Raw genomic sequence first — 12,182 nt, forward strand, 5'->3', positions numbered from 1 at the left:
CGGCATCGATGGCATCGAGCAAAACTCCTATTTCCCTACCCGAAGTCAATTTCTCCGACTGGGGCGACATCCGCTACCTGCACCTCGGTACCGAGTGGGTCCAGGGCTCGATGAAGCTCGACGCGCCCTTCGAGATCGAGCTCGAATACGTGCAGCGGATGATGGCCTGGCTGCTCTTCGCCGACCCGAAGACCGTGGCCAGCCGCCACGCGATGCAGCTCGGCCTGGGCGCGGCCACGCTCACCAAGTTCAGCCGCAAGATCCTGCGCATGCGCACCACCGCGATCGAGCTCAATCCGCAGGTGGTGTCGGCCTGCCGCGGCTGGTTCAAGCTGCCGCCGGACGACCCGAAGCTGCGCGTGGTGATCGCCGATGCCGCAGCCGAGATCCGCAAGCCCGAATGGCACGGCACGGTCGATGCGCTGCAGGTCGACCTGTACGACCACGAGGCCGCCGCGCCGGTGCTCGACAGCGAGGACTTCTACGCAGACTGCCGAACGCTGCTCACCGATGACGGTTGCATGACCGTCAACCTTTTCGGCCGCTCGTCGAGCTACGAGCGCAGCCTCGAGAAGATCTCCGCCGCATTCGGCGCCGATGCGGTCTGGGCCTTCAAGCCGACGCGCGAAGGCAACACGGTGGTGCTCGCCCAGCGCACACCGGGCCGCCCGAAGCGCGAGGCGCTTGCCGAGCGCGCCCAAACGATCCAGACTCGCTGGGGCCTGCCCGCGCCGAAATGGCTGCGGGTCTTCAAGCCACAGAACCCGACACTCACCCGAACGACCTCCGGCTCATGAGCGCTGTATCCGCTGCTTCCGCCCCCGCCCCGCTGGCCGCGCGCCACGAAGGCCCGCTCGACCTGCGGCGCCTGATCGAATGGCTCGCCTCCGACGGCGTGATTTCCCCGGTCGAGGCCAAGCGCACCATCGCCCGCTGCGCGCAGGCCGAGAGCCGGCAGGCCCCGCTGGTGCGGCTGGCCAACGTGGCCATGACGCGCGAGAGCGACAACAAGCCGCTCGATCTCGAAACCCTCACGCAATGGCTCGCGGGCCGCGCGGGCCTTTCCTACCTGCGCATCGATCCGCTCAAGGTCGACGTGGGCAAGGTGGCCGACACCATGAGCGCGGCGTACGCCGAGCGCCACAAGGTGCTGCCGGTGCAGGTGCTGCCCAACGAGGTGGTGGTGGCCACGGCCGAGCCCTTCCTCACCGACTGGATCGCCGAGGTCGAGCGGCAGGCGCGCCGCTCGGTGCGGCGCGTGGTCGCCAACCCGGCCGACATCCAGCGTTACACGGCCGAGTTCTTCGCGCTCGCGAAGTCGGTGCGCGCCGCGCAGAAGGCCGGCGGCAACGCCAGCACCACGAGCTTCGAGCAGCTGGTCGAGCTCGGCAAGAGCAACAAGCAGCTCGATGCCAACGACCAGAGCGTGGTGCAGGTGGTCGACTGGCTTTGGCAGTACGCCTTCGACCAGCGCGCGAGCGACATCCACCTGGAGCCGCGCCGCGAGCAGGGCGTGATCCGCTTCCGCATCGATGGCATCCTGCATCCGGCCTACCAGATGCCCATGGGCGTGATGAACGCGATGGTCGCGCGCATCAAGCTGCTGGGCCGCATGGACGTGGTCGAGAAGCGCCGTCCGCTCGACGGCCGCATCAAGACCCGCAACATGCGCGGCGACGAAGTCGAAATGCGCCTGTCGACCCTGCCCACCGCCTTCGGCGAGAAGATGGTGATGCGGATCTTCGACCCCGACACCGCGGTGAAGGACCTCGACGCGCTGGGCTTCGCGCAGCACGACGCGCAGCGCTGGGAGCAGCTCGTCACCCGGCCCAACGGCATCATCCTGGTGACCGGCCCAACGGGCTCGGGCAAGACCACCACGCTGTATTCCACGCTCAAGCGCGTGGCGACCGAGGAGGTCAACGTGAGCACGGTGGAGGACCCGATCGAAATGATCGAGACCTCCTTCAACCAGACGCAGGTGCAGCCGCAGCTCGACTTCGGCTTCACCGAAGGCCTGCGAGCGCTGATGCGGCAGGACCCGGACATCATCATGGTCGGCGAAATCCGCGACCTCGCCACCGCCGAGATGGCGGTGCAGGCCGCGCTCACCGGCCACCTGGTGTTCAGCACGCTGCACACCAACGATGCGCCGAGCGCCCTCACGCGGCTGATGGAACTGGGCGTGCCCTCGTACCTCATCAACGCCGTGATGCTGGGCGTGCTCGCGCAGCGCCTCGTGCGCACGCTGTGCCCCAACTGCAAGCAGCCCGACGACACCGTCACCCGCGAGAAGCTCGAGGCCATCGTCAAGCCGTGGCAAATCACGGGCTCGGTGCGCGCCTACAAGCCGGTGGGCTGCGTCGATTGCCGCATGACCGGCTACATGGGACGCATGGGGCTCTACGAGCTGCTGAGCGTCAGCGAGCCGTTCAAGAGCCAGGTCACGAAGGAGCCCAACCTCGCCGGGCTGCGCCGCCAGGCCGTGATCGACGGCATGCGGCCGCTGCGGCTGGCCGGCGCGCTGCGCGTGGCAGAAGGCGTGACCACCATCGAAGAGGTGCTCAGCGCCACGCCTCCGCTGGAATGACCTGCGCTGCCTTCCAGCCACCCCGGGAGCGGTGAATACTCCCGGGTTATCCCTAGGACTTTGGTTAGTGGAATCCACATCGGCCTGACCGGAGGCTGACTCGACAATCCCGCATCGAAATTTGTTCGAGGAGACTGTTCGTGAAGATCAAGAGTCAGAAAGACTTTTTCTCGGGTCTGATGTTCACGGTGGTGGGTGTGGCGTTCGCATGGGGCGCCACCACCTACACCGTGGGCACCGGGGCCCGGATGGGACCGGGTTACTTCCCGTTGATGCTCGGCATCCTGATGGCCCTCATCGGCCTCGGGATCATGTTCAGCGGGCTCACCGTCGAGACCACCGACGGCGAGAAGATCGGCAAGTGGGCCTGGAAGCAGGTGGTGTACATCCTCGGCGCCAACCTGGCGTTCGGCATCCTGCTCGGCGGCCTGCCGAGCGTCGGCATCCCGGCCATGGGCATGATCATCGCCATCTACGCGCTTGTGATCATCGCCAGCCTCGCGGGCCACGAATTCAAGCTGCCCAGCGTGCTGGTCCTGGCCACCGTGCTGGCCGTCGGCAGCTACGTCGCGTTCATCTGGGCGCTCAAGCTCCAGATCCAGGTCTGGCCGACCTTCATCACCGGTTGAGACGAAAGCCGATTCCACCATGGACCTGATCCACAACCTTTCCGTCGGTTTTGGCGTCGCCTTTACCTTCACCAACCTGCTGTACTGCCTGATCGGCTGTATCTTGGGCACGCTGATCGGCGTGCTGCCGGGCATCGGCCCGGTCGCGACCATCGCGATGCTGCTGCCGGCTACCTACGCGCTGCCGCCGGTCTCGGCGCTGATCATGCTGGCCGGTATCTATTACGGCGCCCAGTACGGCGGCTCCACCACCGCGATTCTTGTCAACCTGCCCGGTGAGTCTTCATCGGTGGTGACCGTGATCGACGGCTACCAGATGGCGCGCAAGGGCCGCGCAGGCCCGGCGCTCGCCGCCGCAGGCCTGGGCTCGTTCTTCGCGGGCTGCGTGGGCACGCTGATCCTGGCCGCCTTCGCGCCGCCGCTGACCGAGCTGGCCTTCAAGTTCGGCCCCGCCGAATACTTCTCGCTGATGATCCTGGGCCTGATCGGCGCAGTGGTGCTGGCTTCGGGCTCGCTGCTCAAGGCCATCGCGATGATCGTGCTGGGCCTGCTGATGGGTCTGGTCGGCACCGACGTGAATTCGGGTGTCGCGCGCTACAGCTTCGACATTCCCGAACTGACCGACGGCATCGGCTTCGTGGCCATCGCCATGGGCGTGTTCGGCTACGGCGAAATCATCGCGAACCTCTCGCGTCCCGACGACGAGCGCGAAGTGTTCACCGCCAAGGTCTCGGGCCTGTTCCCGACCAAGGAAGACTTCAAGCGCATGCTGCCCGCAGTGCTGCGCGGCACGGCCCTGGGCTCCGCACTGGGCATCCTGCCCGGCGGCGGCGCGCTGCTGGCTGCCTTCGCTGCCTACACCATCGAGAAGAAGACCAAGCTGAAGCCGGGCGAAGTGCCCTTCGGCAAGGGCAACATCCGCGGCGTGGCGGCTCCCGAGTCGGCCAACAACGCCGGTGCGCAGACCTCCTTCATCCCGCTGCTGACGCTGGGCATTCCGCCCAACGCCGTGATGGCGTTGATGGTGGGCGCGATGACCATCCACAACATCCAGCCGGGCCCGCAGGTCATGACCAGCAACCCCGAGCTGTTCTGGGGCCTGATCGCCTCGATGTGGCTGGGCAACGCGATGCTGATCATCCTGAACCTGCCGCTGATCGGCATGTGGATCAAGCTGCTGTCGGTGCCGTACAAGTACCTGTTCCCGGCGATCGTTCTCTTCTGCGCGATCGGCGTGTACTCGACCAACAACAACACCTTCGACATCTGGATGGTGGGCATCTTCGGTCTGGTGGGCTACACCTTCTTCAAGCTGGGTTGCGAGCCTGCGCCGCTGCTGCTGGGCTTCATCCTGGGCCCGATGATGGAAGAGAACCTGCGCCGTTCGCTGCTGCTGTCGCGCGGCGACTGGAGCGTGTTCGTCACGCGTCCGATCTCGGCGAGCCTGCTGGCTGCCGCGGCCCTGCTGCTGATCATCGTGCTGCTGCCGGCCGTGAAGTCGAAGCGCGAAGAGGCTTTCGTCGAGGACTGACCACCGGTCCCGGTTCTGCCTCCTTCCTTGAAAACGGCGCCTTCGGGCGCCGTTTTCCTTTTCTAGCTCTTGCCTGCCCGCGGCGGCTTCATGTGCTGCCGGGCCATCGCCAGGAAGGCCATCGCCGCCGGGCTCAGCGGATGCTTGGCCAGCCGGATGGCGACCACCGGGTACTCCAGCACGGGCCGCGTCACGCCCACGGCGCGCAGGTTGGCCGGCATCAGCACTTCGACATAGCGCGGCGCCAGCGCCACGCCCGCGCCGGCCTGGATGAGGCCGAAGGCCGTCGACAGCATCGACACGTGGTGCACCACCTGCGGATACACGTTGGCCACGCTCGCCAACTGGCGGCTCACGGCACGCCACACGTTGGCGTCGGGGTTGACGTGGATGAAGGGCAGGCCTTCGAGGTGCCTGGCCTCGACCGAGTCGTGCTGCGCCAGCGGATGGTCGTCGCGCACGAAGAGCGCCATGCGCTCGGTGAAGAGCGGCTCGGTCGCCAGTTCGGAGTGCTTCTGGCCGATGTCGGAGCCGAAGCCCAGGTCCGCCTCCTGCGAGAGCACGCGCGAGATCATCTGCTCGGCCGTGCTGTCGAGCAGCGTCGCCGCCAGCGTCGGGTGCTTCTGCGAGAAGCGGCCCAGCAAGGGCGGCAGCAGGGCGCCTGCCGTCAGGTGGCCCACCGCCAGCACGATGCGGCCTTCGCGCAGCTGCGACTGCGAGCGGCAGGCGCCGACCGAATCGTCGATCAGCCGCAGCGCGCGCACGGCGGTGTCGACCATCATCTCGCCCGCGTTGGTCATGCGGATGCGGCGCCCGCGCACCACCAGCGGCTGAGCCAGCTCTTCCTCGAGCCGCTTGATCAGGTGGCTGATGGCGGGCTGGGTGAGCTGCAGTGCCTCGGCCGCCAGCGTGAAGCTGCCCGTTTCGGCCACCGCCGCCAGCGCCCGCAGCTGCTGCAGCGAGATTTCTTCGGCGGGGGCTCTGGTCATAAACGGTGTTGATAGTTGAATAAGCCGAATTATCTGGCTTGATGCGCCAGCGGTGCATAGCATGCTTGTCCCGTCCACAGGCACAGAATTCCCGCAAATGAAACGCCTCCAGTTCCTCCAGGCGCTCGCCATCGCATTCGGCATGGCCGCCTCGTCCGCCAGCCTGGCGCAGGGCTACCCGAACAAGCCGATCCGCCTGATCGTTCCGTTCCCGGCGGCGGGCGCCACCGATCTCTTCGCCCGCACGCTGGGGCAGAAGATGGGCGACAAGCTGGGCACCACGCTGGTGGTCGACAACAAGCCCGGCGCTGGCGGCGCCATCGGCTCCGACCAGGCCGCCAAGGCCGCGCCGGACGGCTACACCATCCTGCTGGCCACCACGAGCACGCACTCCATCGGCCCCGCCATCAGCAAGCTGCCCTACGACACGGTGCGCGACTTCACGCCCATCGCTCACGTGGGCGACGCCGCCAGCATCATGCTGGTGCCGGTCAATTCGCCGGCGAAGACGGTGCGCGAGTGGATCGACTACGCGAAGAAGAACCCCGGCAAGCTCAACTACGCATCGAGCGGCAACGGCACCATCGTGCAGCTCACGGCGGAACTCTTCAAGGCGCAGGCCGGCGTGTTCGTCACGCACATTCCGTACAAGGGCACGGCGCTGGCCATTCCCGACCTGATCAGCGGCAAGGTCGACGTGCTGTTCGACTCGCTGCCCACCGGCATGCCGCACGTGCGCGACGGCCGCCTGCGCGCGCTGGGCGTCACCTCGCTCAAGCGCAGCCCGCTGGCACCCGAGCTGCCGGCCATTGCCGACACGCTGCCGGGCTACGAGTCGAACACATGGTTCGGCTTCTATGGTCCGAAGAACCTGCCGGCGGACATCGTCGCGAAGATCAACAAGGCCGCCAACGAGGCGCTGGCCGATCCCGAGGTGAAGGAAAAGCTCGCGCGACTGGGCATCGAGCCTGCCGTGCCCGGCACGCCGGACCAGTTCGCGAAGATGGTGGCTGTCGATGCCGCCAAATGGAAAAAGATCGTCGTCGACCGCAAGATCACCAACGAGTAATAGGCTCGCCCCCAGTCTTCGCGCACTTCGTGTCGCTTCGCCAACCCCCTACCGGGGGCAACACCAGAGGCCCGGCAAAGCCGGTTCCTCGGTGTTTCCCGAATTGTTCACGCCATCCCTGAAAGCACGGTATGAAGTTTGACTACGCCAACCCCTATCTCTCCACGCGCATTCCCATCTTCGCGCGCAACGTGGTCTCGACCTCGCATCCGCTGGCCTCGCAGGCCGGGCTGCGCATCCTGCAGCAGGGCGGCAACGCGGTCGACGCGGCCATCGCCACCGCTGCCGTGATGACGCTGGTCGAGCCGGTGAGCAACGGCCTGGGCAGCGACGCCTTCTGCATCCTGTGGGACGGCGAGAAGCTGCACGGCCTCAACGCTTCCGGCCCCGCGCCGAAGGCCTGGACGCCCGAGTACTTCAGGGCCAAGTACGGCGCCGACGCGGCCAATCCGCCGATGCGCGGCATCGATTCGGTCACCGTGCCTGGCGCGGTGCGCGGCTGGGTGGCGCTGAGCGAGCGCTTCGGCAAACTGCCGTTCGCCGACCTGCTGGCGCCAGCCATCGACATCGCCGAGCGCGGCTACCTGGTGCCGCCGGTGGTGCAGGGCAAGTGGGCGGCGGCCACGCCGATCCTGCAGTCGCAGCCGGGCTTCGCCCAGACCTTCCTGCCCTGGGGCCGTGCGCCCGAGGTGGGGGAGCTGTTCCGCTTCACGGCCGCCGCGCGCGCGCTCAAGGCCATCGCCCGCACCAAGGGCGAGGCCTACTACAACGGCGAGATCGCCGAGGCGCTGGCGAAGTTCTCCACCGAGCAGGGTGGCGCGCTCACCGTGGCCGACCTCGCGGCCTACCAGCCCGAATGGGTCGAGCCCATCTCGCGCGACTACCGCGGCCACACGCTGCACGAGATTCCGCCGAACGGCCAGGGCATCGCCGCGCTGATCGCGCTGGGCATCCTGGAGAAGTTCGACATCGCCTCGCTGCCGGTCGACTCGGTGCAGTCGCAGCACCTGCAGATCGAGGCCATGAAGCTGGCCTTTGCCGACGTGTACCGCTACGTGTCGGAGCGCAAGACCATGGAAGTGACGACCGAGCAGATGCTCGACGACGCCTACCTGGCCTCGCGCGCCCGCCTGATCGACGTGAAGAAGGCGCAGGACTTCAAGGCCGGCAATCCCGTGAAGGGCGGCACCATCTACCTCACGGCCGCCGACGAGAGCGGCATGATGGTCAGCTTCATCCAGAGCAACTACATGGGCTTCGGCTCCGGCTGCGTGGAGCCCGAGTACGGCATCAGCCTGCAGAACCGCGGCCACGGCTTCAGCCTGAAGGCCGAAAGCCCGAACGTGGTGGCGCCGGGCAAGCGCCCGTTCCACACCATCATCCCGGCCTTCCTCACGAAGAACGGCCAGCCTGTGATGAGCTTCGGCGTGATGGGCGGCAACATGCAGCCGCAGGGCCACATGCAGACGCTGGTGCGCATGCTCGACTACGGGCAGAACCCGCAGGCCGCATGCGACGCGCCGCGCTGGCGCTTCAACGCGGGGCTGGAGATCAACGTCGAGGCCGCGATGAACCCGGCCACGGTGCAGGGCCTGCGCGAGCTGGGCCATCACCTGGAAGTGATCAACGACTCGTACCAGGACTTCGGCGCCGGCCAGTTCATCTGGCGCGCGGGCGATCCCTCGGTGGAGGGCTACGTGGCCGCCAGCGACCCGCGCCGCGACGGCGCGGCAGCGGGGTACTGAGCCGGCGCCCGGACAGGGGTTTGCGGTTGCCGCGATGATCGGGGGATGAACAAGACAGCCGCGACGGCCGGCGACTCCCTCCAGCCTGCCCCGCAACCCTCCCGCGATGCCGCCAGGAAAGGCATCGCCACCGGTCTCGTCCTCGCCACCCTGGGCGCCATCGCGTTCAGCGGCAAGGCCATCATCGTCAAGCTGGCATACCGCTACGGCGTGGACGCGGTGACGCTCATCATGCTGCGCATGCTGTTCGCGCTGCCGCTCTTCGCGCTGATGGCGTGGTGGGCCGGGCGCGGCAAGCCCGCGCTCACCGGGCGCGACTGGATCGGCGTGATCGGCCTGGGTTTCTCGGGCTACTACCTCGCGAGCTTTCTCGACTTCGCGGGGCTGGCCTACATCTCGGCCAGCTTCGAGCGGCTGATCCTCTATCTCAACCCGACTCTGGTGCTGTTCTTCGGCTGGCTGCTCTACCGGCGTCACCCGACGCGCCCGCAGGTGCTGGGCATGATCGTGAGCTATGCCGGCGTGCTGCTGGTGTTCGGCCACGAGCTGTGGACCGGAGGCGGCGGCAAGGGCGGCGGCGCGGCCGCCTGGGGCGCCTTCCTGGTGTTCCTGAGCGCGGTGAGCTATGCGGGCTACCTCGTCTACAGCGGCGAATTCGTCAAGCGGCTGGGGTCGCTGCGGCTCGTGGGGCTGGCCACCACCGTGGCCTGCGTGCTGTGCATATTGCAGTTCGTGCTGACGCGGCCGATGAGCGTGGCCATGGATGTCGCGCCCGAGGTGATCTGGCTGTCGGTGCTCAACGCCACGCTGTGCACGGCGGTGCCCGTGCTCATGGTGATGATGGCCATCGAGCGCATCGGCCCTGCCATGGCCGCGCAGACCGGCATGATCGGGCCGCTGTCGACCATCCTCATGGGGGTGGTCATACTTGGCGAGCCGTTCACGCCGTGGATCGCGGCCGGCACCGTGCTCGTGATCGCGGGCATTTTCGTTTTCACGCGCAAGGGGCGCTGAGCCCCTTGCCGATTGTTTGACTGGAGCAGGAACATGGATCTGGGTATTGCAGGCAAGACCGCGCTGGTGTGCGGCGCGAGCAAGGGGTTGGGCTACGGCTGCGCCGAGGCGCTGGTGCGCGAGGGCGTCAACGTGGTGATCGTGGCGCGCGGCGCCGAGGCGCTGGAAGCCGCCGCGAAGAAGCTGACGGAGGTTGCCGGCGCATCGGGCTCCTTCGTCAAGCACGTGGCCGCTGACATCACCACCGAGGCCGGCCGCGCCGCGGTGTTCGCGCTGGGCCATGACTTCGACATCGTCGTCACCAACGCAGGCGGCCCGCCGCCCGGCGACTTCCGCAACTGGGACCGCGAGGCGTGGATCAAGGCGGTCGACGCCAACATGCTCACCCCCATCGAGCTCATCAAGGCCACGGTGGACGGCATGGCCAAGCGCGGCTACGGCCGCATCGTGAACATCACCTCGAGCTCGGTGAAGTCGCCCATCGACATCCTGGGTTTGTCGAACGGCGCGCGCAGCGGCCTCACCGGCTTCGTGGCCGGCGTGGCGCGCACGGCCGTCGCGGCGCAGGGCGTGACCATCAACAACCTGCTGCCGGGCTCCTTCGATACCGACCGCCTGAAGGGCACGATGGCCGGCGCCGCGCAGAAGTCGGGCCAGGACTTCGACACCGTGTGGGAAGCCCGCAAGAAGAACATCCCGGCCAAGCGCTTCGGCACGCCGGCCGAGTTCGGCGCCATCTGCGCCTTCCTGTGCAGCATGCAGGCGGGCTACATGACAGGCCAGAACATCCTGGCCGACGGCGGCGCCTACCCTGGCACCTACTGAGCGCGGTTCACGAGAGCGACGGGAGGCGCATCGTGAGCAGGGAGTCATTCGAAAAAATAACGCTGGTCTCGGTCACGGGGCTGCCCGATGCGCGCGGCGCGGCGCTGGCCCTGCAGCACAGCCAGGCGCAGATGCCCGGTGCGCGCGCGTTGCTGTGCAGCCCGCAGGCGCCCGGCGACCTTGCACCCGGCATCGAACATCTGCGGATCGCACCGCTGAACTACCACGAGTACAGCTGGTTCATGATGTTCGCGCTCTGGCGCGTGGTGCGCACGGAGTTCGCGCTGGTCGTGCAGGAAGACGGCTGGGTCGTCAACGCGGCCAACTGGAGCGACGAATTCCTGGGCTGCGACTACATCGGCGCGCCCATCCATCTCGCAAAGATCGATGCCCCGCAGGGCACGTACTGGCGCAACAGCTTCGAGTGGGCCGACGAACTGGGCAAGCCTGGCCACGTCGTCACGCCGATCCAGAACGGCGGCTTCAGCCTGCGCAGCATGCGCTTCATGCGGGCGCTGGTCGACCATCCGCACATCCGCGTGGAGATTCCGCCGCCCGATGCGGTGGGCGGCGACCCTCTGCGGATGCACTGGGACCACAACGCGCTGCTGGAAGACGTGCAGCTCAGCGGCGTGCTGCGCCCCGCGCTGGAGGCCGTCGGCATGCGCTTCGCGCCGCTGGAGCTGGCGCGCAGTTTCGCCATCGAGCATGCGGGGCCGCAGCTGCACCATGGCTACAACGCGATGCTGCTGTTCGGTCATCACGCGAAGGTGCGGCAGCTGGCGAGCCTGTCGCCGCTCACGCTGCGTTCGCTGATCCCGCTGTCGCAGCTCGACAGCTGGTATGGCGAGCGCGACATCCTGCAGATGTTCGAGCGCAACGGCTATCGCATCGAGTTCGCGCCGGAACCTGGGGCTCCTGTCGCAGCCGCAACGCGCAAGGTCTACGACTGCATCACCTACAACGGCGAGGCCGACATCCTCGCGGTGCGGCTGCACGAGTTGTCGGAGGTGGTCGATTGCTTCGTGATCGTCGAGGCCGACCGCACCTTCAGCGGCGAGCCGAAGGCGCTTCGCTTCGATGCGGCAGACCCGCGCATCGCGCCGTTCCTGCCGCGCATCCGCTACATCGCCGTGCACGACATGCCGGTGATCGACGAGGCAGCCGATGCCGCGCCCGTGGTCGGCGACTGGCATTCCGACACGCCGAAGTCGGGCTTCTGGATCCGCGAGAAATTCCAGCGCAATCAGGTCATGCGCGGGCTGCACGATGCGGCGCCGCACGACCTGGTGATGATCTCCGACGCCGACGAGATCCCGCGCGCCGAGGTGGTCCGCGCGATGCGCGACGACCGCCGGCATGAAGCCTTCGGCCTGTGCCTGGCCTTCTATTACTTCTATGCGAACTACCGCAACGTCGAAGGGCCCGAGGCCTCTTCGGTATGGACGGTGGCGGTCACGCGCTCGCGGCTCGACAGCCTCACGCCCGACCAGCTGCGCATGCGCGTTCGCAACGGCGCACAGCCCGCGCTGATCCTCGCCGATGCCGGCTGGCACTTCTCGTACCTCGCGATGGACGAGGACGCCGTGCGCGCCAAGATCCGCGGCTTCGCGCACCAGGAATACAACTCGCGGGAGTTCCTCGATGCCGTCGACATTCCCGCGCTGCTGGCTTCGGGGCGCGACCTCTACGGTCGCCCGGGCTACGTCTGGCGGCTGGTGGACAAGGCCGAGGCGCCGGGCTGGATGCGAGAGAGTCCCGAACTGGCCAGGCTCTTCGCCTGAGAGACG

The 12,182-nt window shown here is 67.5% G+C and carries 10 protein-coding genes; 9 read left to right on the forward strand and 1 reads right to left on the reverse strand.

The annotated features are described in order from the left end of the window. Positions 1–8: 8 nt before the first annotated feature. From ABL840_RS08705 to ABL840_RS08720, 4 genes are all read left to right on the forward strand, one after another. Positions 9–797 (forward strand): spermidine synthase, encoded by a 789-nt coding sequence (locus ABL840_RS08705; protein ID WP_093306022.1) that lies wholly within the window; start codon positions 9–11, stop codon positions 795–797. After that, positions 794–2,590 carry a GspE/PulE family protein gene (locus tag ABL840_RS08710; protein WP_093306020.1) on the forward strand — a complete coding sequence of 599 codons (1,797 nt, stop codon included), beginning with the start codon at positions 794–796 and terminating at the stop codon, positions 2,588–2,590. The genes ABL840_RS08705 and ABL840_RS08710 overlap by 4 nt, the downstream gene beginning before the upstream one ends. A gap of 140 nt (positions 2,591–2,730) precedes the next feature. Continuing rightward, positions 2,731–3,219 carry a tripartite tricarboxylate transporter TctB family protein gene (locus ABL840_RS08715; RefSeq protein ID WP_093196198.1) on the forward strand — a complete coding sequence of 163 codons (489 nt, stop codon included), beginning with the start codon at positions 2,731–2,733 and terminating at the stop codon, positions 3,217–3,219. Positions 3,220–3,238: 19 nt separating this feature from the next. Further along, complete coding sequence (locus ABL840_RS08720; protein WP_093306018.1) at positions 3,239–4,750, forward strand: tripartite tricarboxylate transporter permease; 1,512 nt, start codon at positions 3,239–3,241, stop codon at positions 4,748–4,750. 62 nt (positions 4,751–4,812) lie between these two features. On the opposite strand, the gene ABL840_RS08725 is transcribed toward ABL840_RS08720, so the two are convergent. Beyond that, positions 4,813–5,739 carry a LysR family transcriptional regulator gene (locus ABL840_RS08725; protein ID WP_093306016.1) on the reverse strand — a complete coding sequence of 309 codons (927 nt, stop codon included), beginning with the start codon at positions 5,737–5,739 and terminating at the stop codon, positions 4,813–4,815. Between the two features lie 97 nt (positions 5,740–5,836). Here ABL840_RS08725 and ABL840_RS08730 point away from each other — a divergent pair, with 97 nt between their 5' ends. The 5 genes from ABL840_RS08730 (at position 5,837) to ABL840_RS08750 (ending at position 12,176) form a co-directional block, all read left to right on the forward strand. Further along, the gene (locus ABL840_RS08730) at positions 5,837–6,808 is read left to right on the forward strand and encodes a Bug family tripartite tricarboxylate transporter substrate binding protein (protein WP_093306014.1); all 972 of its coding nucleotides are present in this window, start codon (positions 5,837–5,839) and stop codon (positions 6,806–6,808) included. Positions 6,809–6,939: 131 nt separating this feature from the next. Then, positions 6,940–8,553, forward strand: a complete 1,614-nt coding sequence (locus ABL840_RS08735; RefSeq protein ID WP_093306012.1) for a gamma-glutamyltransferase family protein — start codon at positions 6,940–6,942, stop codon at positions 8,551–8,553. 45 nt (positions 8,554–8,598) lie between these two features. Then, positions 8,599–9,567, forward strand: coding sequence for a DMT family transporter (locus tag ABL840_RS08740; RefSeq protein WP_240652120.1), 969 nt, complete (start codon positions 8,599–8,601; stop codon positions 9,565–9,567). Positions 9,568–9,600: 33 nt separating this feature from the next. Further along, positions 9,601–10,392, forward strand: coding sequence for an SDR family oxidoreductase (locus ABL840_RS08745; protein ID WP_093306010.1), 792 nt, complete (start codon positions 9,601–9,603; stop codon positions 10,390–10,392). A gap of 32 nt (positions 10,393–10,424) precedes the next feature. Continuing rightward, positions 10,425–12,176: a DUF5672 family protein gene (locus tag ABL840_RS08750; RefSeq protein WP_093306008.1), complete on the forward strand. Its 1,752-nt coding sequence runs from the start codon at positions 10,425–10,427 to the stop codon at positions 12,174–12,176. The last annotated feature ends 6 nt before the right edge of the window (positions 12,177–12,182 follow it).

The organism is Variovorax sp. NFACC27 (assembly GCF_048301545.1).
GTDB classification, from domain to species: Bacteria; Pseudomonadota; Gammaproteobacteria; order Burkholderiales; family Burkholderiaceae_C; genus Variovorax; species Variovorax gossypii.